Here is a 26212-nt window from a genome sequence, read left to right as displayed (position 1 = left end):
TCCCCCGCCCGCGATTAACGTCAGGGTAGGACTCGGCTCGTTATAAGATCGACGACCGCGTGCCGTGGGCGCGATCGACACTCTTCTCTCATCAGGCCGACGCGAGCTTGCGCCGGTCCGGGGTCGCGATCGACCTTGGACCGCGACTTGTTCGCATTCCGAAACACGAACGTCTGGATCGGGCCCATGCTAGCGAAGCTCTCCATCCGCGCCAAGATCATCGTCGTGGTGTCGTTCCTGCTGGTCGGCATGACCGGCATGGGTCTGCTGGCGATCGTGAACATGAGGACCATCAACGCCAAGACGGACGAGATCACGCAGAACTGGCTGCCGAGCGTCCGCGCCCTCGCCGATCTGCGCGCCGGCGTGACGATCATCCGCAGCGTCGTCCGCCTGCATCTGCTCGCCGAGACGCCGGAGGCGAAGGCGGCGGTGGAGAAGACGCTGGCCCTGAACTACGACCGCAACGCCAAGTACGGCGCCGCCTACGAGAGGCTGATCTCCTCGCCGGAGGAGCGCAGCACCTTCCAGGAGTGGAAGAGGCAATCGGCGCTCTACGACGAGGGCGTGAAGAAGGTGATCGAGATGTCGCGCGCCAACGCCGGCAAGCTGCCGACCGAGGTGAGCGCGTTCAACGAGACCAAGGTCTACCCGATCGGCAAGGCGGCCGACGACCTGCTCAACAGGAACATCGCGCTCAACAACGCCGGCGCCGACGCCGCCGCCCGGACCGCGGCCGCGACCTACGACCGCGCCTTCGGCCTGCTGCTGATCATTCTCGGGACGTCGGCGCTCGCCGGCATCGGCCTCGCCGTCTATCTGGTCGTCGACGTCTCGCGCGGCATCGCCTCGGTGGTGACGCCCATGCAGGCGCTGGCGCGCGGCGACCTCTCCGCCGAGGTGCCACACCGGGGCGAGCGCAACGAGATCGGCCACATCGCCGACACCCTGCAGGTGTTCAAGCAGGCGCTCATCGAGAAGAAGGCCGCCGACGAGGCCGCCGCCGTCGAGGCCGAGGCCAAGATCGAGCGGGCGCGGCGCGTCGACGGCATCACCCAGGCGTTCGAGGCGATGATCGGCGAGATCGTCGAGACGGTGTCCTCGGCCTCGACCGAGCTCGAGGCCTCGGCCGACACCCTGAGCGCGACGGCGCGGCGCTCGCAGTCGCTCACCGCGACGGTCGCGGGCGCCGCCGAGGACGCCTCGTCCAACGTCGAGTCGGTGGCCTCGGCGACCGAGGAGATGTCGTCCTCGGTGCAGGAGATCAGCCGCCAGGTGCAGGAGTCGGCGCGGGTCGCGAAGGGCGCGGTCGATCAGGCGAACACCACCAACAAGCAGGTGGAGGATCTGGCCGAGGCGGCGAATCGCATCGGCGACGTCGTCGAGCTGATCAACACCATCGCGGGCCAGACCAACCTGCTGGCGCTCAACGCGACCATCGAGGCGGCGCGCGCCGGCGACGCCGGCAAGGGCTTCGCCGTGGTGGCCGCCGAGGTGAAGCAGCTCGCCCAGGAGACCGCCAAGGCGACCGGCGTGATCAGCCAACAGATCACCGAGATCCAGGGCGCGACCCAGGGCTCGGTCGCGGCGATTCGCGAGATCGCCACGACCATCGGCCGGCTGTCCGAGATCTCGTCCACCATCGCAGCCGCCGTCGAGCAGCAGGGCGCGGCGACCCACGAGATCTCGCGCAACGTCCAGCAGGCCGCGCACGGCACCCGCGAGGTGTCGGCCAATATCGGCGACGTGCGGATCGGAGCCCAGGAGACCGGCGCGGCGGCCGCCCAGGTGCTCTCCGCCGCACAGTCGCTGTCGGGCGACAGCACCCGGCTGAAGACCGAGGTGACCAAGTTCCTGGGCGCCGTGCGAGCCGCGTGAGCGGCCGCGCATCGGGGGCGATCGGGAGCAGGAGAGCGGCGAGGCGGGCGTGGCGTGGCGGCGACGCTCACCCGCCTTCCAGGCGTCGCGTCACCTCGTCGAGCTGGTCGAGGTCGCGGTAGTGGATGTGGAGCGTGCCGGCCTCGCCCTTGTGGTCGATGGTGACCGTGAGGCCGAGCGCGTCGGAGAGACGCTTCTCCAGCGCGCGGGTGTCGGCGTCCTTCGGGGGCGGCGGCGCCTTCGGCTTCGGGCCGGGGCGGGGCCCGTCGGTGTCCTTGCGCACCAGCGCCTCGACCTGGCGCACGTTCAGCCCCTGCGCGACGATCTGACCGGCCAGCGCCTCGGCGTCCGGCAGGCCGACCAGCATCCTGGCGTGGCCGGCGGTGAGCTTGCCGTCCGTGATCAGCGCCTTCACGCCCTCGGGCAGCTTGAGCAGGCGCAGCGTGTTGGCGACGTGGCTGCGGCTCTTGCCGACCGTCTTGGCGACGTCGTCCTGGGCGTAGGAGAAGCTGTCGATCAGCGACTGGTAGCCGGCCGCCTCTTCCAGCGGATCGAGGTCGGCGCGCTGGACGTTCTCGATGATGGCGAGCTCGAGCGCCTCGCCGTCGGTCACCTCCAGCACGACGACCGGCACCTCGTGCAGGGCGGCCCGCTGCGCGGCCCGCCAGCGGCGCTCGCCGGCGATGATCTCGTAGGCGTCGGCCGCGCCCTTCACGGCGCGCACCACGATCGGCTGGATCAGGCCGTGCGCCCGGATCGAGTCGGCGAGCTCGGCGAGCTCGGCCTCGGCGAAGGTGCGGCGCGGATTCTTCGGATTCGGGCGGATGAAGGCGATCGGCACCTTGCGGCCGGGCCGCGGCGGCTCCGGCGCCGCCGGCGCGCGGCCGCGCCCGGCGGGGGCCGTCTGCGACGGCTCGACGTCGCCGATCAGGGCGGCGAGCCCGCGTCCCAGTCGCGATCGCGGCGCGTCTTCGGCCATCGGTGTCTCCAGCGTACTCTTCATACCAAGTATACAGGCCGCGCGCTCTTCGCCGCGGCCCGGGGTTCCCCGTCCTCGGCTCGCCCCCGGGCGGGGACGGGACGGCCGGCGCCGCGCATCCTCGGCCCCCGTCCGTTCAGCCGGCGAGCCGTTCGGTGAGGCGCTTCTCGCGCTGGATCACCTCGGTGGCGAGCCGCAGATAGGCCTCGCTGCCGGCGCATTTGAGATCGTAGACCAGCACCGGCTTGCCGTAGGACGGCGCCTCCGAGACGCGGACGTTGCGCGGGATCACGGTCTCGTAGACCTTCTCGCCCATGAACTCGCGCACGTCGGCGACGACCTGGCCCGAGAGGTTGTTGCGGGCGTCGTACATGGTCAGCACGATGCCGTGGATGGTCAGCTCCGGATTGAGCGACGACTTCACCTGGTCGACCGTCTTCAGGAGCTGCGACAGGCCCTCGAGCGCGAAGAACTCGCACTGCAGCGGCACCAGGATCGCGTCGGCCGCCGTCATGGCGTTGATGGTGAGCAGGTTGAGCGACGGCGGGCAGTCGACCAGCACATAGGTGAAGGGCGGCTCGGTCGGGTCGGCGTTCAGCGCCGTGACGGCGTCGCGCAGCCGGAAGGCGCGGTCGCGCTCCTGCCCGATCTCCAGCTCGAGTCCGGCGAGGTCGAGGGTCGACGGCGCGATGGCGAGACGCGGCACCGCGGTGTCGCGGATGATGGTCCGCAGCAGCGCCTCGCCGGTCAGCACGTCGTAGGTCGACACCTCGCGGCTCTTGTGGTCGATGCCGAGCCCGGTCGAGGCGTTGCCCTGCGGGTCGAGGTCGATCACCAGCACCTCCTCGCCGGTGGCGGCGAGGGCGGTGCCGAGATTGATGGCCGTGGTGGTCTTGCCGACACCGCCCTTCTGGTTGGCGATCGCCAGCACGCGCGGACGCGGCGCGTCGTCCCCGCCCGGGAACGGGACCACCTCGCCGGAGCCTTGGTCGAACATCTCAGTGGCTTTCGGTTCGGACCGGCCGGCCGGCGGCGCGGAACGCGCGGGCACGGGGCTGGTCGGACGGACGGGTCATCGGACGCGCTCGAGGCCGCGGACGACGACGATCCGACCCTCCGGGCTGGTCTGGCTCGGAACGAGATCGGCCGTGATCTTCCAAGATTTAGATGCCTGGGTCAATTCGGCCTCTACATCTTGACCCTTGGCGAGCAGGGCTACCCCGCTCTTGGTTAAAAGAGGATAAACGTAGCCGAGCAAAACAGGAAGCGGCGCGAGGGCACGAGCCGTGATGATATCGGGGACGACGGGCCTTTTGCGGTTGAAGTCCTCGATACGCGCGGCATGGACGACCACCGGCAGGGCCAGGGCGGCGCCGACGTCGCGCAGAAAGGCGGCCTTCTTCTGGGTCGATTCGACGAGATGGATCGCGGCGCCCGGCCGGTCGGCGAGGGCGCAGGCGAGCACGAGGCCGGGAAACCCACCGCCCGAGCCGAGGTCGACGAAGGTGCGCGCTCTCTCGGGGATCAGCGGCAGGAGCTGCAGCGAGTCGGCGACGTGCCGGGTCCACAGCGTCGGGATGGTGGACGGCGCCATCAGGTTCATGACCGACTGACGCTCCAGCAGCATCGCGACGAAGCGATCGAGGCGCGCCTCTGTTTCACGTGAAACGGGGGTGAGCGTCAGCGCCGCTGCGCGGTCGGCCGGGTCGACGGCAGGGAGGGTCCGGGGTGGCTTCATGCGGCCCCCCTTTCCGGCCACCGCAGCCGCCGTCGCGCTTCGAGGCCGCCGCTCCGCGCCGGCACCTCAGGGTGATAGGGCGAAGTGCGTTCCCGGCCGGGGCCTACACCCCAACGCTGCCCCTCGTGGTGAGATGGGCGCGGCGCGAGCCTCGAACCATGAGGCCACCACAGCCGCTGTCGCCCTTCGAGGCCGACGCTCCGCGCCGGCACCTCGGCGCGACGGAGCGAAGTGCGTTCCCGATTTGGCCCCGCACCCCGACGCTGCCCGCCGGGGTGACGGAGAGTCGTCCAGCGCCGATCCATCACCCCTGCCCCGTCGCGGTCCGGGGGCGGGGGCGGCGCAGATGGGCGGCGAGCAGCATCAGGGCGGCCGGCGTGATGCCGTCGATCCGGCCGGCCTGCCCCAGCGTCGCCGGGCGCGCAGCGGACAGCTTCGCCCGGACCTCGTTGGAGAGCCCGGTCACGGCGGCGAAGTCGAGGTCCGCCGGAATCGCCAGGGCCTCGTCGCGCCGGAACGCGGCAATGTCGGCCTGCTGCCGGTCGAGGTAGACGGCGTATTTGGCGTCGATCTCGAGCTGGCCGGCGACCGCCGGCGGCAGGGCGCCGAGCTCCGGCCAGATGCGCGCGACGTCGGCGAGCCCGATGTCCGGGTAGGAGAGAAGGTCGAAGGCGGTGCGCCGCTGGCCGTCCTTGCGGAGCGAGAGCCCGTGACGCTCCGCCTCGGTCGGCGTGACCGACAGCGACCGCGCCAGAGACCGGGCGCCCTCGAGCGCCACCATCCGGGCCCGGTGCCGGGCGGCGCGCTCGGGGCCGATGCAGCCGAGGGCGATGCCTCGGTCGGTGAGGCGCTGATCGGCATTGTCGGCCCGCAGCGTCAGCCGGTACTCGGCCCGCGACGTGAACATGCGGTACGGCTCGGTGACCCCGCGGGTCACCAGGTCGTCGATCATCACGCCGAGATAGCTCTCGGCCCGGTCGAACACGATCGGCTCGCCGTCACCGCCGCCGGCCCGCATGGCCGCGGCGAGCCCGGCGACCAGGCCCTGCCCGGCCGCCTCCTCGTAGCCCGTGGTGCCGTTGATCTGGCCGGCCAGGAACAGGCCCGGCAGCCGCTTCGCCTCGAGCGACGGCGTCAGCTCGCGCGGATCGACGTGATCGTACTCGATCGCGTAGCCGGGCCGGGTGATCACGGCCTTGTCCAGCCCCGGGATGGTCGCGACCAGCGCGGCCTGGACCTCCTCGGGCAGCGAGGTGGAGATGCCGTTCGGATAGACCGTGTCGGTGTCCAGCCCCTCCGGCTCCAGGAAGATCTGGTGGCCGTCGCGCTCGCCGAAGCGGACGATCTTGTCCTCGATCGACGGGCAGTAGCGCGGCCCGCGGCTGGCGATCTGGCCGGAGTACATGGGCGAGCGATGAACGTTCGCCCGGATCACCGCGTGGGTCGCGTCGACCGTGCGGGTGATGCCGCACTCGATCTGCGGGGTGTCGATGCGGTCGGTCAGGGCCGAGAACGGCTCCGGCGGATCGTCGCCCGGCTGCATCTCCAGAGCGGCCCAGTCGATGGTACGGCCATCGAGTCGCGGCGGCGTGCCGGTCTTCAGGCGGCCGAGGACGAAGCCGGCCCGTTCGAGCGCCGCGGATAGTCCGAGCGCCGGCGCCTCGCCGACCCGGCCCGCCGGAACGGTGCGCTCGCCGACATGGATGAGACCGCGCAGGAACGTGCCGGTGGTCAGCACCACGGCGCCGGCGGCGAGCTCCCGGCCGTCGGCCAGCCGGATCCCGGCCACCCGACCGTTCCGCACGACGAGGTCGTCCGCCTCGCCCTCGATCACGGCGAGTCCGTCGGTCGCCCGGATCGCCGCCTGCATGGCGGCGGCGTAGAGCCGGCGATCGGCCTGGCAGCGCGGGCCCCGCACCGCCGGACCCTTGCGGCGGTTGAGGACGCGGAACTGGATGCCGCCCTGGTCGGCGACCCGGCCCATCAGCCCGTCCAGGGCGTCGATCTCGCGGACGAGGTGGCCCTTGCCGAGGCCACCGATGGCCGGATTGCACGACATCGCGCCGATGGTGTCGAACCGGTGGGTCACCAGCGCGGTGCGCGCGCCCATGCGCGCGGCCGCCGCGGCGGCCTCGCAGCCGGCGTGCCCGCCTCCGATCACGATGACGTCCCAGCGTGTTTCCATGGCCGCGTCGGAAGTTGGGGGCGGTGTTTCACGTGAAACACCGGGTCGGCGTGCCTGTGGCCCGGCGCCGCGCCCGGCCATCTATCATTTGCCGATGCAGAAATCACGAAAGATGACGTCGAGCACGTCCTCGACGTCGACCCGACCGACCAGCCGACCCAGTGCCCGCCCGGTGAGCCGCAGCTCCTCGGCGACCAGCTCGTCGCGTCCCGCAGGCTCTGCCAGGGCCCGGTCGAGGGCCGCCACGGTCTCCTCCAGGGCCGCGCGATGGCGGGCCCGGGTGACGAGAGCCGGCTCCCCGGCCCCGACCACCGCTTCCGCCGCCGCCTGCAGCGCCGCCACCAGCTCGCGAAGGCCCTCGCCGGTTACGGCCGAGGTCCAGAACTGTCGGCCGGCGACATCGGGCGCAGCGGCCTCGCGAACGCCCGACAGGTCGATCTTCGTCGCGACCGTCCAGGCCCGTCCGAGAATATCGGTGGGCGGGAATTCCGACTGGGCGGTGGCGTCGCGGACCCACAGCACCAGATCGGCGGCTGCCGCGCGCTCGCGCGCTCGCCGCACCCCCTCCTGCTCGACCGGATCGTCGGTATCGCGCAGCCCCGCGGTGTCGAGCAGGGTCACCGGATGGCCGCCGAGGTCGAGATGGACTTCGACCACGTCGCGGGTGGTGCCCGGCACCGGCGAGACGATCGCCGCCTCGCGGCGGACGATGCGGTTCAGCAGGCTCGACTTCCCCGCATTGGGCGGGCCGGCGATGGCGACCACCAGCCCGTCGCGCAGCCGCTCGCCCCGCCTCCCGTCGGCCAGCGCCTGGACGATCTCGTCGCGCAGCATCCGCACCTGCGCCAGCGCCGGCCCGAGCAGCTCGGCCGGCACGTCCGCCTCGTCGGAAAAGTCGATGCCGGCCTCGACCAGGGCCTGCGCCTCTATCAGCCTGCGGCGCCACCCCTCGACGCGGTCGCCGAGAAAGCCCCTGAGATGACTGAGCGCCTGGCGCCGCTGCGCCCCGGTATCGGCGGCGATCAGGTCGGCCAGCCCCTCGACCCGGGTGAGGTCGAGCTTGCCGTTGCGGAACGCCCGGCGGGTGAACTCGCCCGGCTCGGCCGGCCGGCAGCCCGGCACCGTCCCGAGCGCCGCCAGCACTCCCGCGATCACGGCGCGCCCGCCATGGACCTGCAGCTCGGCCGTGTCGTCACCGGTCTCACTCGCCGGGCCCGGAAACCACAGCACCACGGCCTGGTCGATCGCCTCGCCGCTCCCCGGCGTCCGCAGCGTGGCGAGCGTCGCGTGTCGCGGCTTCGGCACCGACCCGGTCAGCGCCGCGACGGCCGCGCCGGCCTGCGGCCCCGCCACCCGGATCACGGCGATCGCCGCCGGCGGCCGACCCGAGGAGAGGGCGAAGATGGTGTCACCGAGCCGCATCCCCGTCACCGCTGTCCCGTCGCACGACGCTGCGCCGCTCGCCCATGGTGCACGACCGCAGCCTGCGTGCCCGGCCGTCAAGACCTCCCCCGGGGTCAGGCGCGGGCCCGACCCACCCATCCGTTCGTCTCTTCGCGAGAAGACCGTCTACGGCCCCGCCAGATCGCGGGGTCGACCTGCCCATGACGGAGGGGACAGAGAATAGCGAAGGCCGGCGTCGCGTGTCACGCCGCCCGCACGGTCGCCAGAAACTTCTCGACCTCGGTTTCGAGGATCCGGCTCTGGCCCACGAGCCCCTGCGCAAGGGTCAAAACCGTTCCGGAGGCCACACCGGTCTCGCTCGCACCCTTGCTCACCTCTCGCGCCGCCGCCGCCAGATCGGCCGTGCTTCTCGCGGTCTGCCGAACACTCTCGCCGATCTCGCCCGTCGCCGCCCCCTGGGCCGCGACCGCGGCCGCGATCTCCCCGGCGATCCCGGACATCTGGTCGATGGTCACCCCGACCTCCTCGATGGCCGCGGCAGACCCCCGGGTGGCCGACTGCATCGCGGCGATCTCGGCGGCGATCTTGCCCGTTGCCGTCGCCGTCTGCCCGGCCAGCGCCTTCACCTCGCCCGCCACGACCGCGAAGCCGCGCCCCGCCGCGCCCGCACGCGCTGCCTCGATCGTGGCGTTGAGCGCGAGAAGATTCGTCTGCCCGGCGACCCCGGCGATCACCTCGACCACGTCGCCGATCCGCCCCGCCGCGTCGGTCAGAGCCGCCACACGTCCATTGGTCTCCGTCGACTGTCGGACGGCATCGTTCGCGACGGCCGTGGACGCTTCGACCTTCCGGACGATCGCCTCCATCGCTTCCGAGAATCCCCTCGTATGCGACACCACCGACTCTGCCCCGACAGAGGCGTCCGACGCCGCACTCGCGACGTCGGCAGCGAGCCGGCCGGTCGTCGATGCCGTCCGGGCGAGACGCTCCGCTGCCGACTCGAGATCGGCCGAGGCCGCCGAAACCGCATCGACGATGTCACCCACCATCTCCTCGAACCGGTCGGCCAGACGCCGGAGCGCGGCCCTCCGCTCGGCCTCCGCCTCCTCGCCCCGCAACCGCTCGGCTTCGATCATCGTCCTCTTGAACACCACCATGGCCTGCGCCATGGCGCCGAACTCCGTCTCGGGACCGACAGCCGGCACCTCCGTGTCCAGGTGGCCCTCGGACAGCCGCGCCATGGCTTCGGCAAGACGCGTCGTCGGCCCGGTGATGCTCCGGCTGATCACCCGCGCGCTGAGCGGGGCGAAGACCGCGAGGGCGACCGCGCTCCACAGCACCACCTGGTTGCTCCCGCGCGCGAACGCCGCCGCACGCGCCGTCGCCGCCGCGGCGGTCGCCGTCTCGCCCGCCACGAGCGCCGCCGCCCCCTCGACCACGCTCCGCAGCGCCGCGTCGGCGGCCGAGCGCAGCTCCTCAAGCGCGACGAAGCCGGCTCGCACCGCCTCGAAGTCGGCGAGATATCGCCCGTTCTTTTCCAGGAGCGGCCCCTTCACGGCGTCGAACAGCGGTGCCGATCGCAGCTTCTGCTCGAGCTCGCCCCCGGTCGCCGCCACGGCCGCGGCCACCTCCGGATCCCGCCCCATCAGGAAATCCCGCTCGTGACGACGCATGGTCGCGAGCTTGACCTTGGTCTCCAGCAGCACGTCGTAGGTCGCCCCGATGCTGCCCGCCAGGCGGTCGTCCAGCACCTGCTCGACATCCTGCGCGGCCGACCGCAGGCTTCCCTGCAACCCGGCGGTCTCGTCCAGACCGATCTGCCCGACGATGCCGCGGAGCGCCGCGATCCGGTTCTGATACGCCGCGAACGCGCCCCTGAACTCGGACACGCGTTCCGCGCCCCCCGTCCGAGCCTCCACCGCCGAAGCCTGGGCGATACTCGCCTCCACGGCCTGCATCGCCGCATCCAATGCCCGCCCCGCCGCTTCCGTGCGCCCGGTCACGTAGGCAAGCTGCGCCGTGGACAGCCGCACCACCGCGAGCTCCACCGCCGTCGCCGACCGGGTGATGTCCTGCGCCCGACTCTCTGCCGTTCTCGCCGCGTCGTTCTCCGACCACGACCACACGACGACCGCGATCAACCCACAGACCGCGACCGCTGCAAGTGCACCTTGAAGTGCGAGTAGATTGCGTACTGATGTTCGTTCGAGCAATGTCATCATCATGATATATTCCTGTTATATTCCTCTTAACGCGGCCGATGCCGCGGTTCTACGTTCACCGTCTTAATAACTTGTTTCCACCATACTGATGATCCGCTCGATCATCGACCTTTTTACTACTATGCCAGCATTCGCTTTATTTCCATAGATCTTTCGATTACGTAATATTGATTTGTCGATGAGCCATGCCGCTTGCCCGTTCTGAATCCCACCCCTTCCCGGTTCAGGGCGGTGCCGCCTGCGTTCGGTGCGGTCCACCCCGGCCGAAGCGCCTCGAAACGACCATGCGACGCCGTCCGCGACGGATGCCCCCCGGGCCGTCGTCTCACCGCCTCCGGCTCCGCCCGAGCATCCCGGCCTGATCGTGATAGTCGGTGCTGGACCCGGCTGGTGTCGTGCGTCGCTCGCCCCATCCGGGTCCGCGACGGCGGCACCCCTCGCCGGCTCGCTGGTTCTCCCCCAGAATGCGGAAAACCCCCGGGAGCCCCGATGGACACCACCGCCGGAGAAATGCGCGAGAACCGTCTCGCCCGCGAGACCAGCCCCTACCTGCTGCAGCACCGCTACAATCCGGTCGACTGGTGGCCGTGGGGCCCGGAGGCGCTCGCCGAGGCGCGGCGCACCGGCAAGCCGGTCCTGCTGTCGGTCGGCTACGCGGCCTGCCACTGGTGCCACGTGATGGCGCACGAGAGCTTCGAGGACCCGGCGATCGCGGCGCTGATGAACGAGCTGTTCGTGAGCATCAAGGTCGACCGCGAGGAACGGCCCGACATCGACCAGATCTACATGGGGGCCCTGCACCATCTCGGCGAGCACGGCGGCTGGCCGCTGACCATGTTCCTCACCGCCGAGGGCGAGCCGGTCTGGGGCGGCACCTATTTCCCGCCGAGCTCGCGCTACGGCCGGCCCGGATTCCCCGACGTGCTGCGCGAGGTCGCCCGGCTGTTCCGGGAGGAGCCGGACCGCATCGACCACAATCGCAAGGCCCTGATGGGCCGGCTCGCCGCCCGGGCCCGGGCCGAGGGGGCCGTGGCGATCGGCCTCGCCGAGCTCGACGGGGTGGCCCGCCAGGTCGCCGGCCTGATCGACATCGGCCAGGGCGGGCTTCGCGGCGCCCCGAAATTCCCGCAGCCGGCATTGCTGGAGCTGCTGTGGCGGGCCGGCCAGCGGGCCGACGCCGCGGCCGATGCATCGCAGCGCACCAATGTGTGTTTCGATCTGGTGAATCTTTCGCTGGAGCGGATGTGCGAAGGCGGCATCTACGATCACCTCGGCGGCGGCTTCGCCCGCTATTCGGTCGACGACGGCTGGCTGGTGCCGCATTTCGAGAAGATGCTCTACGACAACGCCCAGCTCCTCGAGCTTTTGGCGCTCGCCCATGCCCACACCGGCCACGACCTGTTCCGCCGGCGCGCCGCCGAGACGGTCGGCTGGCTCACCCGCGAGATGCTGACGCCCGAGGGCGCCTTCGCGGCCTCGCTCGACGCCGACTCCGAGGGCGAGGAGGGCCGGTTCTACGTCTGGAGCCCGGACGAGATCGCCGACGCCCTCGGACCGGACGACGCCGACCTGTTCACCCGCGTCTACGACGTGACCCCCGGCGGGAACTTCGAGGGCCACTCGATCCTCAACCGGCTGGCGGCGCTCGACGAGCACGCCCGGGCCCGGACCGGACGCGACTTCGCGCTGCGGCCGCTCGACACGACTCTCGAGGCGCGCCTTGCTGCACTGCGTCAACGTCTCCTAAAATCGCGTGAACGTCGCGTAAGGCCCGGTCTCGACGACAAGATTCTCGCGGACTGGAACGGACTCACGATCGCGGCCCTGGCCAATGCGGGTGCCCTGCTCGGCGAGCCGGACTGGATCGCGCTCGCCCGCGGCGCCTTCGCGTTCATTGCCGGGACGATGACGCGCGGCGACCGCCTCGGCCATTCGTGGCGCGACGGCCGCCTGCTGGTCCCCGGCCTCGCCTCGGACTTCGCCGCCATGACGCGCGCCGCCCTCGCCCTCGCCGAGGCGACCGGCGAGACCGGCTTCGTCGATCAGGCCGTCTCCTGGCAGGCCGCCCTGGAGCGGCACCACGCCGACCCGGAGACCGGCGCCTACTTCCTCACCGCCGACGACGCCGAGGGCCTGGTGGTCCGCCCCGCCTCCACCCAGGACGACGCGGTGCCGAACCACAACGGGCTGATCGCCCAGAATCTCGTCCGACTCGCCGTGCTGGCCGGCGACGACGCCTACCGGGCGCGGGCCGACCGGATGTTCGACGGACTGCTGCCGCTCGCCGCCGCCAATGTGTTCGGCCATATCGGCCTGCTGAACGCGCTCGACCTGCGTCTTCGCGCAGCAGAGATCGTCGTGGTGGGAGACAGGGTGCACAATGCTGCACTCATTGGTGCAGCGCAGCATGTCCCGTTCACCGAGCGCATCCTGCTCCAGGCCGGCGACGGCGCCCGTCTCGGCCCAAATCATCCAGCGGGTGAGAAAATCGCCGCGGTCGCCGGCGCCGCCGCTTTCGTGTGCTTCGACGGCCGCTGCTCGCTTCCTGTGCTGACGCCCGAGGCGCTGCGCGAGGTCCTGGCCACGGCCCGCGTCTCCGCCTGACCGTCTCGGCTGTCACCCGGCTCCGGCGTCGACCCGTGTCCGCGCCGGCTTCAGGTCGCGCCGCAGCACGACCAGCCCCGGCCGCGCCGGGGCGCGGCGCCGGTCGGCCGCGAAGCCCGCCTTGTCGTAGAGCTCGCGCGCCACCGCCATGTCGCCGCCGAGCTCCAGCACCATGCTGCGATAGCCGGCCCCGGCCGCGGTCTCGATCAGCCCCGCGAGCAGCGCCTCGGCGATCCGCAGGCCGCGGAACGCCGGCCGTACGAACATGCGCTTCAGCTCGCACACCCCGCCGCGCCGCCGCCGATAGGCCGCCACCCCGACCGGGTCCGGCCCGGCATGGGCTATCAGCACGCAACCGTGCGGCGGTGCGTAGCGGCCGGGCAGCCGCGCCACCTCGCGGTCGACGTCCTCGTCGCCCAGCCCGCCGCCCGCCCAGGCGACGTAGTCGCGGAACAGACGCTCGACGAGCGCTCGGTCCTGCGGCCAGCGCGCCTCACCGACTGCCAGCCGCTGCGGGACCTCGCGCATCGCCTCACGTGTTCATGGACTCGAAGAACTCGGAGTTGCTCTTGGTGTTGCGCAGCTTGTCGAGCAGGAAGTCGATCGCGTCCATGGTCCCCATCGGATTGAGGATGCGGCGCAGGACGTAGATCTTCTTGAGCGTCTGATTATCGGTCAGCAGCTCTTCCTTGCGGGTGCCCGAGCGGGTGATGTCGATCGCCGGGAAGGTGCGCTTGTCGGCCACCTTGCGGTCGAGGATGATCTCCGAGTTGCCGGTGCCCTTGAACTCTTCGAAGATGACCTCGTCCATGCGGCTGCCGGTCTCGATCAGCGCGGTCGCGATGATGGTCAGCGAGCCGCCCTCCTCGATGTTGCGGGCCGCGCCGAAGAAGCGCTTCGGCCGCTGCAGCGCGTTGGCGTCGACGCCGCCGGTCAGCACCTTGCCGGAGGACGGCACGACGGTGTTGTAGGCGCGGCCGAGACGGGTGATCGAGTCGAGCAGAATCACCACGTCGCGCTGGTGCTCGACGAGCCGCTTGGCCTTCTCGATCACCATCTCGGCGACCTGGACGTGACGCGAGGCCGGCTCGTCGAAGGTCGAGGAGATCACCTCGCCCTTCACCGAGCGCTGCATGTCGGTCACCTCTTCCGGGCGCTCGTCGATCAGCAGCACGATCAGATAGCACTCGGGATGGTTCGCCGTGATGGCGTGCGCGATGTTCTGCAGCAGCACCGTCTTGCCGGTGCGCGGCGGCGACACGATCAGGGCCCGCTGGCCCTTGCCGATCGGCGCGACGATGTCGATGACGCGGGCCGAGAGATCCTTCCGGGTCGGATCCTCGACCTCCATCTTCAGACGCTCTTCCGGATAGAGCGGCGTCAGATTGTCGAAGTTGATCTTGTGCCGCGCCTTTTCCGGATCCTCGAAGTTGATCGTGTTGACCTTGAGGAGCGCGAAGTAGCGCTCGCCCTCCTTCGGGCTCCTGATCTGGCCTTCGATGGTGTCGCCGGTGCGCAGCCCGAAGCGGCGGATCTGCGAGGGAGAGACGTAGATGTCGTCCGGGCCCGGCAGATAATTGGCCTCCGGAGACCGCAGGAAGCCGAAGCCGTCCTGCAGCACCTCGACGACGCCTTCACCAATGATCTCGACGTCCTTCTGCGCGAGCTGCTTGAGGATGGCGAACATCAGCTCTTGCTTGCGCATGGTCGAGGCGTTCTCCACCTCGTGCTCGTCGGCGAACGCCAGCAATTCAGTCGGAGTCTTCGACTTGAGATCCTGAAGCTTCATTTCCCGCATGCGGGTTGTCCTGTGTGTCGACGGGTCAATTCCGATCGACGCTGGAAGGGAGGTTCGCAGGTCTTTGGGCAAACGGGCTTAGGCCTCTGGGCCCCGATGCTGCGCTTCGGCCCTGTGGGGGGACCTTGTTCGAATGCATCTGCCTGCGTTCGGGGAGATGACGGCCAACATAGGTAAACTGGGCGTAGCACGCAAGAGCGTTGCCTGGTGAAACGACGGGCAGCCTGCCGCTCAGAACGGCTTCACGATCACCAGCACCACGGTCCCGATCGTGGAAACGATGCCCACGATGTTGAGAACCATGTAGAATCCGCGCCGCCCGCGCGCCTTTTCCAGGCCGCCCGGACGGGCCAGACGGCGAGTCTCGGCCGATACGCTACCATGCACGGCCGACAGGATGACGACGAGCGCCAGCTTGCCGTGAAACCAGCCGCTCGCCAGCCAGCCGCCCTCCCAGACGAGCCAGCCGCCGAACCCCCAGGTGAGCACCATGGCGGGGTTGACCAGGTGGCGGATGACCCTGTGCTCGATGCGCCCGAGCACCTCGGCCGCCGGCCCGGGGCCGAGCCGCACATGCATGGCGAACAGCGGCGGCAGCGCCAGCATGCCGGCCACCCAGGCGCCGACCGTGACCAGATGGGCCGACTTCATCCACAGATAGGCGTCGACCGGGACGAGAAGCACGAGGCCCACCGCCGCCGCGACCGGCAGGACGAGCCCGATCACGGCCCGTACGATCCGCCGGCCCGGCGAGGCGAGCTCGCCCCGATGCGGGCCGGCCTCCGCCATCAGCGCCCGCGCACCCGCGCCAGCATGCGCTCGACGTTCTCGACCGGCGCCTCCGGCGTGATCCCGTGGCCGAGATTGAAGATGAACGGGCCGTCGCGGAACGCCTCCATGACGGCATCCACGCCTCGATCGAGCGCATCTCCGCCCGCGACCAGCAGCAGCGGATCGAGGTTGCCCTGCACCGGCACCCGGCTCTGGATGCGCTCGCGCGCGAAGGTCAGATCCATGGTCCAGTCGAGCCCGACGGCGTCGACCGGCACGCGGTCGACGAAGCGCTCGAGCTGGGTGCCGGCGCCGCGCGGAAACGCGATGATCTTCGCCCCCGGCACCGCCGCCCGCACGCCGTCGACGATCCGCCTCGCCGGGTCGATCACCCAGCGGTCGAACTCGGCCGGCGGCAGAATGCCGCCCCAGGTGTCGAACAGCTGCACGGCGTCCACGCCGCACCGGAACTGCTCGACCAGATAGGTGATCGAGGCCTCGACCAGCGCGTCGATCAGCCGCTGCATGGTGGCGGGATCCCGATACGCCAGCAGGCGGGCCGGGGCCTGGTCGGGCGTGCCCTCGCCGGCGACCATGTAGGTCGCGACCGTCCAGGGCGCGCCGCAGAAGCCCAGGAACGTCGTCTCGGCCGGCAGCCCGGCCCGGATCAGGCGCACCGCCTCGAACACGGCGGCGAGCTTCTGCTTGTCGAAGGCGCCGGCATAGCGCCCGACATTCTCGCCCGTCACCACCGGCTCGAGCCGCGGTCCCTCGCCCGCCGTGAAGCTCACCGTCTGCCCGAGCGCGTGCGGGACCACCAGGATGTCGGAGAACAGGATCGCCGCGTCGAAGCCGAACCTTCGGATGGGCTGGAACGTTACCTCGGCGGCGAGCGCCGGATTGTAGCAGAGATCGAGGAAGCTCCCCGCCTGCTCGCGGGTCGCGCGGTACTCGGGCAGGTAGCGTCCGGCCTGACGCATCATCCAGACCGGCGGGATCGCCTGCCGCTTGCCGGACAGAACCTCGAGGAGGGGACGGGTCGGTTTGGAAGGCGTGTCGGATCTGGTCATCTGCTCATTCAAAAGATTAAGAGAATCTTCATTGTTGAGTCTATTGGGGGCGGGAAAAGACTCACGAGTCGGCTGTCCACACGGGATCCACCCTCGTCCACACCGTCATCCACCGTTCGGGGCCCGGAGGCAAGCGCGCGACCGCCGCCCGGGAGTCCTTGTCGCAGAGTGGCTTGGCCGTGGCCGGACCGTCCCCGGGTGATACCATTGCCGCTCTCCACATTGAAGGCGTATAAACCCGGGACTCGTTCTCCCGTCTTGTGAATATGTGATCGGAGCCGGGCCGGGACGCGCCGCTCGTCCCCCCGGAGGGGCGGCGGGTGCCGTGTTCTCCCCAGCCGTCCACAGTCGTCCCGAGCGCCGTCCCTGGAGCGTGATGACCAAGCCGACCAGCTTCTTCCATCTCCACCTCGTCTCGGATTCGACCGGCGAGACCCTGATCACCGTCGCGCGCGCCGCGACGGCACAGTACACCCAGGTGTCCGCGGTCGAGCACGTCTATCCGGCGGTGCGCACCAACAAGCAGCTCGACCACGTGCTCGCCGAGATCGAGCAGGAGCCCGGCGTCGTTCTCTACACGCTGCTCGACACCGCCCTCATCGACCGGCTGGAGGTGACCTGCCGGGATTACGGTCTGCCCTGCCTGTCGATCCTCGGCCCGGTGCTGCGCCTGTTCGAATCCCATCTCGGCGCCGAGGCGACCCCGCGGATCGGCGCCCAGCACGCCCTCGACGCCGAGTACTTCAAGCGCATCGACGCCCTGAACTACACCATGATGCACGACGACGGGCAGCTCGCCGACGATCTGGAGCGGGCCGAGGTGGTGCTGGTCGGGGTGTCGCGGACCTCCAAGACCCCGACATCGATCTATCTCGCCAACCGCGGGGTGAAGACCGCCAACGTGCCGCTGGTGCCGGGCGTGCCGCTGCCGGCGTCGCTGGAGCGCCTGAAGAAGCCGCTGGTGGTCGGCCTGTTCGCCAGCCCGGAGCGGATCGTCGCGATCCGCCAGAACCGCCTGCTCGGGCTCAAGGCCCACCAGGAGGACGACCAGTACATCGACCGCGATGCCGTCTCCGAGGAGATCACCTATTCGCGCCGCCTGTGCGCCCGCAACGGCTGGCCCCTGATCGACGTGACGCGCCGCTCGATCGAGGAGACCGCCGCCGCCGTGATGGCGCTGCTCGCCGAGCGCCGCCGCCAGCCCGGCCTGGAGTGACGCCCGTTCGGATGTATAAGGGTCGTCGATCCGGCGGCTGCGCCCGCGACGCGACCCCGGATCCCAGCGACACCTGCCGCGCCTGTGGTTCACGTCCGGGTCCGGCGCTCACGCCGCCCGGAGTGGCCGGGCTCGCCGACCGGATGCTGTGATGCTGTGGCTCGCCCCGACCCCGCTGGTGATCGCTTCGAAGAGCGCGGTCCGTCGCGCCATCCTGGCCGATGCCGGGTTTCCGCTCGAGGTGACCGAGGCCGACATCGACGAACGCGCGGTCGAGACCCGCGGCGGCCCGGTGGCGCCCGACCAGGCGGCGCTCCTTCTGGCACGCGAGAAGGCGCGGGTCGCGGCCGCCCGCTTCGCCGGCCACTACGTCGTCGGGGCCGATCAGACGCTGGCGCTCGGCGAACGACGATTCAACAAGCCTGCGACGCGCGCTGCCGCCCGCGACCAGCTCCGCGCCCTGAGCGGACAGACCCATGCGCTGCACTCGGCCGTCGCCGTCGCCAAGGACGGCCGGGTCATCTTCGGCCATGTCGAGACGGCGCGTCTCACCATGCGCCGGCTCACCGACCGCTTCCTCGACGCCTATCTGGACGCGGCCGGCGAGGCGGTGACGAGCAGCGTCGGCGCCTACCAGCTCGAGCGTCTGGGGATCCACCTGTTCGAACGGATCGACGGCGACCACTTCACCATCCTGGGACTGCCGCTGTTCCCGCTGCTCGCCTTCCTGCGCCGCGAAGGATGCCTGGCGGGGTGATCGCGATGACCTCCGAACCGAATCCCTCCGACCCGACATCCCCCGAACCCGTCGCCTCCGACCTGCGCGTCATCGGCCTCACCGGGTCGGTCGGCATGGGCAAGTCGGTGACGGCGCGGCTGTTCGCCGAGGCCGGCGTGCCGGTGCACGATGCCGACGCCGCCGTGCACCGGCTCTACGAGGGCGAGGCGGTGGCGCCGGTCGAGGCGGCGTTTCCGGGCGTCACGGTGGACGGGCGGATCGACCGCGGCCGGCTGGCGCCGCGCGTCATCGACGATCCGGAGGCGCTGCGGCGGCTGGAGGCGATCGTCCACCCCCTGGTCCGGCGCGAGGAGGAGGCGTTCCTCGCCAGGGCGCGTGCCGACGGGGCGAGGGTCGCCGTGCTCGACATCCCGCTCCTGTTCGAGACCGGGGGGGATGCGCGCGTCGACTTCGTCGTCGTCGTCTCGGCCCCGGCCGACATCCAGCGCGCCCGGGTGCTGCGGCGGCCCGGCATGACCGAGGCGAAGCTCGCGGCGCTCCTCGCCAAGCAGCTGCCGGATTCGGAGAAGCGCAAGCGCGCCGATTTTATCGTGGACAGCTCCGGCGGCTTCGATTTCGCCCGCTCCCAGGTCCGTGCCATTCTCCGGGCCGTCGCGAATCGCGAGCCGCGCCGCCGGGCGGGCTCGGGCGAGGTGCACTGACCCGGACACCGACCACCGGGACGACGCAGCGGGCGATGCGGAGCCGATGACCACGCGCGAGATCGTGTTCGACACCGAGACCACCGGCCTCGACCCCTACAAGGGCGACCGGCTGGTCGAGATCGGCTGCATCGAGCTCCTCAACCGCGTCCCGTCCGGCCAGACCTTCCACAAGTATCTCAACCCGCAGCGCGACATGCCGGCCGAGGCGTTCGCGGTCCACGGCCTGTCGGCCGAGTTCCTGGCCGACAAGCCGCTGTTCGCCGACGTCGTGGAGGAGTTCGTCGCGTTCCTGGGCGACGCGCCGCTGATCGCCCACAATGCGAGCTTCGATCTCGGCTTCATCAATGCCGAGCTGGAGCGTTGCGGGCTCGCGCCCATTCCGCGCACCCGGCTGGTCGACACGCTGCAGCTCGCGCGGCGCAAGTATCCGGGCGCCTCGAACCGGCTCGACGACCTCTGCGCGCGCTATCGCATCGACACGTCGCGCCGGGTCAAGCACGGCGCCCTGCTCGATGCCGAGCTGCTGGCCGAGGTCTATCTCGAGCTGATCGAGGCCCGGCAGGTCTCGCTCGACCTGGTCAGCGTCGAGACCGTGTCGATCGAGGTCAGCGAGACGGTTCGCCTCGTGCGCGCCCGCCCGGCCCCGCTGCCGCCGCGCCTCGACGCCGCCGACATTGCCGCCCACCGGGCCTTCGTCGGCACGCTCGGCGACCAGGCGATCTGGAAGGACTACCTACCCGCCCCCGAGCCGGCCGCGGAGGAGACACGGGCGGCGGGGTGACGGCGCCGGCCGGCCCTCGCACACGAGCCTGCGTCGTTCTTGCTCATTCCCGCGCAAGCGGGACTCCGGAGCCCCATGTCGACCCGCTCCCTGGGCCCTCGCCTTCGCGAGGGGCCAGCGGATCGCGGGACGCCGATCAAAAAAGCCCGGCACGTGGCCGGGCTTTCGACGTCCGCTCCGTCCTCTGGCCGGATCAGGCCTGGACGCCGGGCTGCTGCGCCTGGAGGTTCGCCATGCGCTGCTGGAACAGGCCGACGAAGTCGATCGGGTCGAGCAGCAGGGGCGGGAAGCCGCCGTGGATCACGGCATTGGCGACGATCTCGCGGGCGAACGGGAACAGCAGCCGCGGGCACTCGATCATCAGGAGCGGCGGCAGGTTGTCCTGCGGGATGTTCTGCAGCCGGAACACGCCGGCATAGACCAGCTCGAAGCCGAACAGCGTGTTGCCGCCGATCTCCGCCTTGCCGTCGAGCTTCAGCTCGACCTCGTAGTCGGTGTTCGACAGGCCGTTGGTGTTGACGTTGATCTGGACGCTGATCTGCGGCTGCTGGCCCTGCTGCATCAGGCTGCGCGGGGCGTTCGGGTTCTCGAACGAGAAGTCCTTGACGTACTGCGCGAGAACGTTGAGCGACGGCCCCGTGGGCTGCGCCTGGGCGGCGGCCGCGTCGCCCCCGTTGCTGGTCGTGGCCATGAAGTCTCCTAGCCGCGAGACGATGCCCGCGCGAACTGAAGCGAAATCCGCCGCCGCCGGCGGGTGCCGGCGCGTGGCGCGTGGCTAACACAGGCGGCCGGACCCGACAAGCCGGCGGGCACCGGGCGCCAGGCCCCCACCGGCGGGCCGCTCAGCCGGTCCGGTCGCGGCGCCTGCGGCGGCGCGGCGGCGGGTCGGGCACGTCCTCCCACTCGTCCGGGGCGAGGTCGACCACCGGCCCGGCCCCGGGATGCCGCCGGCGCGTGAAGGCCGGCCCCGGTGCACCGGCCGGCGCCGCCGTGCCGAGCAGGGCGTCGAGGCGGCTGCGCACCGCCGGCATGAGCACCAGGCCGGCGGCGATGCCGGTCAGGAATCCCGGAATCGCCAGCAGCACGGCGGCGAGCGCCGGCACGGCCGGCAGCGACCGCTCGCTGCCATGCGCGGCAAATCGCCCCGACAGGAGGTCGCGGACATCCTGCAGCCACCGTGGTCCGTTTCGATAGAGAATCAGCACTCCGGCCCCCGAGCCGGCGATCAGCAGCACGGCCGCGCCCGACAGGCCGATCAGGGCCGAAACCACGAGAAAGGCGAGCAGTTCGGCGAGAGGGAGGAGCATCAGGCCGCCCATGAGCCACTTGCCGATTTTCATTGATCTTGCACCCGGAAGCAGTCACAAATGCCGAGGTATGCCCGTGGGTCGTACGATATGCTGCGGTGCGCGCCGGCCGGCTTCCGGCCCTCCCGTTCGGCCGTCACGGGCCACGGGTGCCGCCACCGGGCGGGTGCCTCCGATCCGGCGATTCCAACCCGGAGCTTCCGATCCGGAGAAGACAACCACTGGACCGACGACGCGAGCGTACCTAGATCATGGCAACCTGCTGATCATGGCGACGAGGGCGGCGGAACCCGCTTGTTCGACCCCGTGTTAGCCCAAAGCCGCCCGTCCTGCCCCATGCAACGCCTGCGAGAGCGTGCGAGACGTGTTTGACATCTATACCATCATTTTTCTCGCGCTCGCCGTGTTCATCTTCCTGCGGCTGCGCAGCGTATTGGGCCAGCGCACCGGGCGCGAGCGCCCGCCCTACGACCCGTTCTCCACGCGTGACGGCGTGCGCGGAAGCGCCAATGCCAACGACAAGGTGGTGACCCTGCCGCCGCGCGGCGACGCTGCGCCGGCGCCGCGGCCGATCGACACGACCGAGGCGCCGGTCGTCGCCTCGGTGTCGCCCGACCGGCTGAAGGGCATCGCCGCCCCCGGCTCGCCGGTCGCGCTCGGCCTTGAGGCGATCGCCACGGCCGACTCCAGCTTCGACCCGCAGCACTTCCTGGCCGGCGCCCGCGCCGCCTACGAGATGATCGTCACGGCGTTCGCCGAAGGCGACCGCCGCTCGCTGCGCAACCTGCTGTCGAAGGAGGTGTTCGACGGCTTCGAGGCGGCCATCAAGGATCGCGAGAGCCGCGGCGAGACCGCCGAGACCCGCTTCGTGTCGATCGACACGGCCGAGATCTCGTCGGCCGAGCTGCGCGGCCGGATCGCCCAGGTGACGCTGCGCTTCGTCTCCCAGCTCATCTCGGTGACGCGCGACCGCAGCGGCGCCGTGGTCGACGGCTCCGACGAGAAGGTCACCGAGGTCACCGACGTCTGGACCTTCGCGCGCGATGTCTCGTCCCGCGATCCCAACTGGAAGCTGGTCGCCACCGAGGCCGGCCACTAGCCCGGCCGGCGGCGAGCCCATGCACGCCGTCCGGCCGCGTCGACTGCGACTGGTCCTCGCCTGTGCGATCGGCCTGTCGGCCGCCGGACTGGCGAGCGTCTCCTCGCCCGCCGAGGCGGCCCGACGCGGCGACGACCCGCCGCTGCCGCGGCACCGTCCGGCGCTCGCCACCGAGACCCCGCTCGTCGTCGAGGATGCCCAGCTCGAGCCGGTCGACTTCGCCGATCTCGACGGCTGGGCCGACGACGACCACGCCGCCGCCTTCGCCGCCTTCCGCACCAGCTGCCGTCCGCTGGTCCGCGGCGACCCGAAAGCCGATCCGCGGCCGATGCGCCGTGCCCTCGTCGCGCCGTGCCGGCGCGCGCTGGCGCTGCGCGGCCAGCACGGGCCCGCGGCGGCGCGGCACTTCTTCGAGCACAACTTCCGGCCGCTGCGCATCAGCCGGATCGCCGAGCCGGCCGGCTTCCTCACCGGCTATTACGAGCCGATCGTCGACGGCTCGCGCTTTCCCACCCAGGTCTTCAAGGTGCCGATGTATCGCCGGCCGCCCGACCTGGTGGCGCCCGGTGCCAAGCCCGGCCAGCCCTTCCCCAATCGCGGCCAGGCGCTGCGGCTGCTCGCCGACGGCTCGACCGTGCCGTATCACGACCGCGCCGAGATCGAGGATGGCGCCCTCGACGGCCGCCGGCTCGAGATCTGCTGGCTGAAGGATCCGGCCGACCTCCTCACCATCCAGATCCAGGGCTCGGCCCGCGTCCGGCTGGAGGACGGCACGCTGCTGCGGGTCAACTACGACGGCCACAACGGCTTCTCCTACACGCCGGTCGGCCGGGTGCTGATCGAGCGCGGCCACATTCCGCGCGAGGAGATGTCGATGGCGCGCATCCGCGACTGGATGCGCGAGAACCCGGTCGAGGCGAACGAGGTGCGCCGGCAGAACCGTTCCTTCGTGTTCTTCCGCATCACCGGGCTCGACGTCGACGACGAGCCGGTCGGCGCCCAGGGCGTGACGCTGGCGGCCGGCCGCTCGATCGCGGTCGACCGGGTGCTGCACGTCTACGGCACGCCGTTCTTCATCGCGGCCGAGCTGCCGATCACCGGCCTGCGCACGACCGATGCGTTCCGCCGCACGATGATCGCCCAGGACACCGGCTCGGCGATCGTCGGGCCGGCGCGCGCCGATCTCTATTTCGGCGCCGGCGACGAGGCCGGGCGGGTCGCCGGCCGCATCCGCCAGGCCGGCCGCTTCACCCTCCTGGTGCCGCGCGAGATCGATCCGGTCGCGGTCGGTGCGACCATGCCGCTGCCGCTGCTGCGGCCGCCGCCGCTGCCGCCCGAGAAGCCGGCCGTGAAGCGGCGCCCGGCCCGTGGCGAGCCGCGCGGCCCGCGACGCCCGCACGGACGATGAGGAGCCGCAGGCTGCACCATGGTCCGCAAGCTCAGCGACGAGGAGCACCGGCTGTGGGCCGGCGTGGTCCGCTCGGTGCGACCGCTGCATCCGGCCCGCGCCAGCGTCACGCCACTGCCGGCCGATACCGGGGCGCCGGCGACGCCCGAGGCCCGGCAGCCGCCGCGGGCCAAGCCGCGGCGCGCCGCCCCGGTCGTGCCCGAGCCGCCGAAGCCGCAGGCGCCGCCGCTCGCCCCGATCGGCCGCCGCGACACCCGGCGCCTGGTGCGCGGCACGACCGACATCGACGCGCGCATCGACCTGCACGGCATGACCCAGAGCGAGGCGCATGCGGCGCTGCGCGGCTTCCTGGTGCGGGCGCAGGGCGCGGGGGCGCGCTACGTGCTGGTGATCACCGGCAAGGGCGGCGACGGCGACGGGCTCGGCCGTGGCATCCTGCGGCGCCAGGTGCCGCAGTGGCTGCAGCTGCCCGAGTTCCGGGCCTGCGTGACCGGGTTCGACGCCGCCGTCGGGCACGGCGGGGCCGGCGCCCTCTACGTGCGGATCAGGCGGCCGCGCTGAGCCGCGGCGGCGTGCCCTTGCCGCTGCCCGCCGTGGTCGCGCCGGCGTCGTGGTCGTGGTCGCCGTGGCCGTCGCAGCGATGCACCTCGACCGTCACGTGCGACAGCCACGAGAACCGGGCGAGCCGCTCCTTGTAGTGCGCCGGCGGCTGCGGATGATCGCTGACGACGGCGACGATCAGGGCGGCATGGCCGGGGCCGACGCGCCACAGATGCAGGTCGCTGACCCGGTCGGTGCCGACCTCGAGCGTCTCCCGGATGCGGGTGGCGAGGCGGACGTCCGGCACGCGGTCGACCAGCACGCCGCCGGCCGAGCGCAGGAGCCCGACCGACCACTGGGTGATCAGCACGGCGCCGACCAGCCCCATCAGCGGGTCCATCACGGTCCAGCCGAGATAGCGGGCCGACAGCAGCGCCGCCACGGCGAGCACCGAGGTCAGCGCGTCGGCCAGCACGTGGAAATACGCCGCGCGCAGATTGTTGTCGTGGCCGTGCGCATGGTCGTGATCACGATGATGGTCGTGGTCGCCGTGGCCGTGATCATCGTGGTCGTGGTCGTGGCCGTGGCCGTGGCCGTGGTCGTCGCGAGCGTGATCATGATCATGATCATCGTGCGCGGCGAGACCGTGGTCGTGATCGTGATGATGGTGGTGCGGATCGAACAGCAGCCACGCGCTGACCAGGTTGACGGCGAGGCCGGCCACCGCGATGGCGATCGCCTGGCCGAACTCGATCTCCACCGGCGCGATCAGGCGCTGGACCGACTCCCAGGCGACCAGGAGGGCGACGATCGCCATCACCACGGCGCTGGCGAAGCCGGCGAGCTCGCCGATCTTGCCGGTGCCGAACGCGTAGGCCGGATCGCGGGCGCGGCGCCGCGCCAGCCGGTAGGCGACGGCCGCGATGGCGAGCGCGCCCGCATGGGTCGCCATGTGCCAGCCGTCGGCCACCACGGCCATCGAGCCGAACAGGTACCCGCCGACGATCTCGACCGCCATCATGGTGCCGGTGAGTGCCACCACGGCCCAGGTGCGGCGCTCGTTGGCGTCGTGGCTCTCGCCCAGAAAGACGTGATCGTGCTGCCAGGCTTTCAGCGAACGTGTGTGCATCGCGCGGTCCGGGGCTTGCGGAACATCGCCGCACTGTGGCGGTGCGACGTGACGAGCGCAAGATGCGCCCGGCCGCCGGGTGCCACCGCGCAGCACAGAACGAGCGTGCCCGCGCGTTTCACGCGGGCGGCGGGCGCTTGTTTGAAATGCCTCCAAGCCGCACCACGGGGGCGGCCGGACCGCGCCGGCCGTGCGGCGTGACGCGGCCGGTCAGTGCTCCAGGCCGGTCGGGGTCGGCACGTTCTCGGGCGCGATCGTCATGCCGGAGAGCAGCGCCATGGTCTCCATCAGGGCGGCGAAGTCCTTCTGGAGATACGCGTCCGGATCCTCTCGCAGCATGGCGGCGCCGAAATGCGTCTGCAGCATCTCGCGCGCCGCCGCCGTCACCGGCATCGGCACGTCCTGCTCGCGGCCGAGCTCGAGCCCGAGATCCAGGTCCTTGCGCATCAGCTCCGGCGTGAAGGTCGTCGTCCAGTCGAGATTGACCAGCGCCGGCGACTTGTAGGCCGTGAAGGTCGACCCCATCACGCTGTTGTTGAGGAACGTCAGGAAGGCGCTGCGCGACACCCCCATCTTGTTCACCAGCAGCGTGATCTCGATCAGGTTCTCGATCACGACGCCCAGCATCACGTTGTGGGCG

General features: G+C 71.1%; 23 protein-coding genes. 9 read left to right on the top strand and 14 right to left on the bottom strand.

All coding sequences use genetic code 11. From position 1 onward, the window contains the following. Positions 1–186 precede the first annotated feature (186 nt). On the top strand, positions 187–1878 hold the full coding sequence (locus tag J2S22_RS02820; protein WP_272775100.1) for a methyl-accepting chemotaxis protein: 1692 nt from the start codon (positions 187–189) through the stop codon (positions 1876–1878). A gap of 67 nt (positions 1879–1945) precedes the next feature. Here the strand turns inward: J2S22_RS02820 and J2S22_RS02815 are convergent, their stop codons facing one another. The 6 genes from J2S22_RS02815 to J2S22_RS02790 form a co-directional block, all read right to left on the bottom strand. After that, a complete protein-coding gene (locus tag J2S22_RS02815; RefSeq protein ID WP_272775099.1) occupies positions 1946–2857 on the bottom strand; it encodes a ParB/RepB/Spo0J family partition protein in 912 nt (303 codons plus the stop codon). 136 nt (positions 2858–2993) lie between these two features. Then, on the bottom strand, positions 2994–3854 hold the full coding sequence (locus J2S22_RS02810) for a ParA family protein (RefSeq protein WP_272775098.1): 861 nt from the start codon (positions 3852–3854) through the stop codon (positions 2994–2996). Between the two features lie 75 nt (positions 3855–3929). Then, a complete protein-coding gene (gene rsmG, locus J2S22_RS02805) occupies positions 3930–4595 on the bottom strand; it encodes a 16S rRNA (guanine(527)-N(7))-methyltransferase RsmG (protein WP_272775097.1) in 666 nt (221 codons plus the stop codon). 304 nt (positions 4596–4899) lie between these two features. Then, the gene (mnmG, locus tag J2S22_RS02800; RefSeq protein WP_272775096.1) at positions 4900–6780 is read right to left on the bottom strand and encodes a tRNA uridine-5-carboxymethylaminomethyl(34) synthesis enzyme MnmG; all 1881 of its coding nucleotides are present in this window, start codon (positions 6778–6780) and stop codon (positions 4900–4902) included. An 84-nt stretch (positions 6781–6864) separates the two neighbouring features. Continuing rightward, complete coding sequence (gene mnmE, locus J2S22_RS02795) at positions 6865–8202, bottom strand: tRNA uridine-5-carboxymethylaminomethyl(34) synthesis GTPase MnmE (protein WP_272775095.1); 1338 nt, start codon at positions 8200–8202, stop codon at positions 6865–6867. A gap of 224 nt (positions 8203–8426) precedes the next feature. After that, complete coding sequence (locus J2S22_RS02790) at positions 8427–10409, bottom strand: methyl-accepting chemotaxis protein (protein WP_272775094.1); 1983 nt, start codon at positions 10407–10409, stop codon at positions 8427–8429. A gap of 486 nt (positions 10410–10895) precedes the next feature. Between J2S22_RS02790 and J2S22_RS02785 the strand changes: the two genes are divergently transcribed. Beyond that, positions 10896–13010, top strand: coding sequence for a thioredoxin domain-containing protein (locus tag J2S22_RS02785; RefSeq protein ID WP_272775093.1), 2115 nt, complete (start codon positions 10896–10898; stop codon positions 13008–13010). A 12-nt stretch (positions 13011–13022) separates the two neighbouring features. On the opposite strand, the gene J2S22_RS02780 is transcribed toward J2S22_RS02785, so the two are convergent. The 4 genes from J2S22_RS02780 to hemE form a co-directional block, all read right to left on the bottom strand. Next, entirely contained in the window at positions 13023–13538 is a 516-nt protein-coding gene (locus J2S22_RS02780) for a GNAT family N-acetyltransferase (protein WP_272775092.1), read from the bottom strand. A gap of 4 nt (positions 13539–13542) precedes the next feature. After that, the gene (gene rho, locus J2S22_RS02775) at positions 13543–14808 is read right to left on the bottom strand and encodes a transcription termination factor Rho (protein WP_272775091.1); all 1266 of its coding nucleotides are present in this window, start codon (positions 14806–14808) and stop codon (positions 13543–13545) included. Positions 14809–15039: 231 nt separating this feature from the next. Continuing rightward, entirely contained in the window at positions 15040–15597 is a 558-nt protein-coding gene (locus J2S22_RS02770) for a CopD family protein (RefSeq protein WP_272775090.1), read from the bottom strand. Further along, positions 15597–16649, bottom strand: coding sequence for a uroporphyrinogen decarboxylase (gene hemE, locus J2S22_RS02765; protein ID WP_272775089.1), 1053 nt, complete (start codon positions 16647–16649; stop codon positions 15597–15599). Before hemE ends, J2S22_RS02770 begins: the two co-directional genes overlap by 1 nt. A 376-nt stretch (positions 16650–17025) precedes the next feature. On the opposite strand from hemE, the gene J2S22_RS02760 reads away from it, so the two are divergent. The 4 genes from J2S22_RS02760 to dnaQ all read left to right on the top strand — a co-directional run bounded on the left by J2S22_RS02760 (position 17026) and on the right by dnaQ (position 20089). Then, complete coding sequence (locus tag J2S22_RS02760; protein WP_272775088.1) at positions 17026–17865, top strand: pyruvate, water dikinase regulatory protein; 840 nt, start codon at positions 17026–17028, stop codon at positions 17863–17865. A gap of 151 nt (positions 17866–18016) precedes the next feature. Beyond that, positions 18017–18622, top strand: coding sequence for a Maf family protein (locus J2S22_RS02755; RefSeq protein WP_272775087.1), 606 nt, complete (start codon positions 18017–18019; stop codon positions 18620–18622). A gap of 62 nt (positions 18623–18684) precedes the next feature. Then, positions 18685–19305 carry a dephospho-CoA kinase gene (gene coaE, locus J2S22_RS02750; RefSeq protein ID WP_272775254.1) on the top strand — a complete coding sequence of 207 codons (621 nt, stop codon included), beginning with the start codon at positions 18685–18687 and terminating at the stop codon, positions 19303–19305. 46 nt (positions 19306–19351) lie between these two features. Further along, positions 19352–20089: a DNA polymerase III subunit epsilon gene (dnaQ, locus tag J2S22_RS02745; RefSeq protein ID WP_272775086.1), complete on the top strand. Its 738-nt coding sequence runs from the start codon at positions 19352–19354 to the stop codon at positions 20087–20089. 193 nt (positions 20090–20282) lie between these two features. Here the strand turns inward: dnaQ and secB are convergent, their stop codons facing one another. Both secB and J2S22_RS02735 read right to left on the bottom strand, forming a co-directional pair. After that, positions 20283–20780, bottom strand: a complete 498-nt coding sequence (gene secB / locus J2S22_RS02740) for a protein-export chaperone SecB (RefSeq protein ID WP_272775085.1) — start codon at positions 20778–20780, stop codon at positions 20283–20285. 151 nt (positions 20781–20931) lie between these two features. Next, positions 20932–21429: an FxsA family protein gene (locus tag J2S22_RS02735; RefSeq protein WP_272775084.1), complete on the bottom strand. Its 498-nt coding sequence runs from the start codon at positions 21427–21429 to the stop codon at positions 20932–20934. A gap of 331 nt (positions 21430–21760) precedes the next feature. Here J2S22_RS02735 and J2S22_RS02730 point away from each other — a divergent pair, with 331 nt between their 5' ends. Genes J2S22_RS02730 through J2S22_RS02720 form a run of 3 tightly spaced genes read left to right on the top strand, consistent with a single transcriptional unit; the run spans position 21761 to position 24464 of the window. After that, on the top strand, positions 21761–22495 hold the full coding sequence (locus J2S22_RS02730; protein WP_272775083.1) for a Tim44/TimA family putative adaptor protein: 735 nt from the start codon (positions 21761–21763) through the stop codon (positions 22493–22495). A 19-nt stretch (positions 22496–22514) separates the two neighbouring features. Continuing rightward, positions 22515–23903: a murein transglycosylase A gene (gene mltA / locus J2S22_RS02725; protein WP_272775082.1), complete on the top strand. Its 1389-nt coding sequence runs from the start codon at positions 22515–22517 to the stop codon at positions 23901–23903. Positions 23904–23921: 18 nt separating this feature from the next. Then, positions 23922–24464 (top strand): Smr/MutS family protein, encoded by a 543-nt coding sequence (locus tag J2S22_RS02720; protein ID WP_272775081.1) that lies wholly within the window; start codon positions 23922–23924, stop codon positions 24462–24464. Here J2S22_RS02720 and dmeF read toward each other — a convergent pair. Then, positions 24448–25572 (bottom strand): CDF family Co(II)/Ni(II) efflux transporter DmeF, encoded by a 1125-nt coding sequence (gene dmeF, locus J2S22_RS02715; protein ID WP_272775080.1) that lies wholly within the window; start codon positions 25570–25572, stop codon positions 24448–24450. The two genes, J2S22_RS02720 and dmeF, sit on opposite strands and share 17 nt — an antisense overlap. Before the next feature lie 210 nt (positions 25573–25782). Beyond that, a partial coding sequence (locus J2S22_RS02710; protein ID WP_307155785.1) for an NAD-binding protein occupies positions 25783–26212 on the bottom strand: 430 nt, incomplete at its 5' end.

This window comes from Rhodoplanes tepidamans, from assembly GCF_030813915.1.
GTDB lineage: Bacteria > Pseudomonadota > Alphaproteobacteria > Rhizobiales > Xanthobacteraceae > Rhodoplanes > Rhodoplanes tepidamans.
The sequence above is the reverse complement of the archived record's forward strand: the minus strand, read 5'-3'. Positions and strand labels throughout refer to the sequence as shown.

Bases quoted from the DNA above. Each gene is read 5' to 3' on its own strand.
- J2S22_RS02820 (WP_272775100.1), top strand. From the start codon at position 187: ATGCTAGCGAAGCTCTCCATCCGCGCCAAGATCATCGTCGTGGTGTCG.
- J2S22_RS02815 (WP_272775099.1), bottom strand. From the start codon at position 2,857: ATGGCCGAAGACGCGCCGCGATCGCGACTGGGACGCGGGCTCGCCGCC.
- J2S22_RS02810 (WP_272775098.1), bottom strand. From the start codon at position 3,854: ATGTTCGACCAAGGCTCCGGCGAGGTGGTCCCGTTCCCGGGCGGGGAC.
- rsmG (WP_272775097.1), bottom strand. From the start codon at position 4,595: ATGAAGCCACCCCGGACCCTCCCTGCCGTCGACCCGGCCGACCGCGCA.
- mnmG (WP_272775096.1), bottom strand. From the start codon at position 6,780: ATGGAAACACGCTGGGACGTCATCGTGATCGGAGGCGGGCACGCCGGC.
- mnmE (WP_272775095.1), bottom strand. From the start codon at position 8,202: ATGCGGCTCGGTGACACCATCTTCGCCCTCTCCTCGGGTCGGCCGCCG.
- J2S22_RS02790 (WP_272775094.1), bottom strand. From the start codon at position 10,409: ATGATGATGACATTGCTCGAACGAACATCAGTACGCAATCTACTCGCA.
- J2S22_RS02785 (WP_272775093.1), top strand. From the start codon at position 10,896: ATGGACACCACCGCCGGAGAAATGCGCGAGAACCGTCTCGCCCGCGAG.
- J2S22_RS02780 (WP_272775092.1), bottom strand. From the start codon at position 13,538: ATGCGCGAGGTCCCGCAGCGGCTGGCAGTCGGTGAGGCGCGCTGGCCG.
- rho (WP_272775091.1), bottom strand. From the start codon at position 14,808: ATGCGGGAAATGAAGCTTCAGGATCTCAAGTCGAAGACTCCGACTGAA.
- J2S22_RS02770 (WP_272775090.1), bottom strand. From the start codon at position 15,597: ATGGCGGAGGCCGGCCCGCATCGGGGCGAGCTCGCCTCGCCGGGCCGG.
- hemE (WP_272775089.1), bottom strand. From the start codon at position 16,649: ATGACCAGATCCGACACGCCTTCCAAACCGACCCGTCCCCTCCTCGAG.
- J2S22_RS02760 (WP_272775088.1), top strand. From the start codon at position 17,026: ATGACCAAGCCGACCAGCTTCTTCCATCTCCACCTCGTCTCGGATTCG.
- J2S22_RS02755 (WP_272775087.1), top strand. From the start codon at position 18,017: ATGCTGTGGCTCGCCCCGACCCCGCTGGTGATCGCTTCGAAGAGCGCG.
- dnaQ (WP_272775086.1), top strand. From the start codon at position 19,352: ATGACCACGCGCGAGATCGTGTTCGACACCGAGACCACCGGCCTCGAC.
- secB (WP_272775085.1), bottom strand. From the start codon at position 20,780: ATGGCCACGACCAGCAACGGGGGCGACGCGGCCGCCGCCCAGGCGCAG.
- J2S22_RS02735 (WP_272775084.1), bottom strand. From the start codon at position 21,429: ATGAAAATCGGCAAGTGGCTCATGGGCGGCCTGATGCTCCTCCCTCTC.
- mltA (WP_272775082.1), top strand. From the start codon at position 22,515: ATGCACGCCGTCCGGCCGCGTCGACTGCGACTGGTCCTCGCCTGTGCG.
- J2S22_RS02720 (WP_272775081.1), top strand. From the start codon at position 23,922: ATGGTCCGCAAGCTCAGCGACGAGGAGCACCGGCTGTGGGCCGGCGTG.
- dmeF (WP_272775080.1), bottom strand. From the start codon at position 25,572: ATGCACACACGTTCGCTGAAAGCCTGGCAGCACGATCACGTCTTTCTG.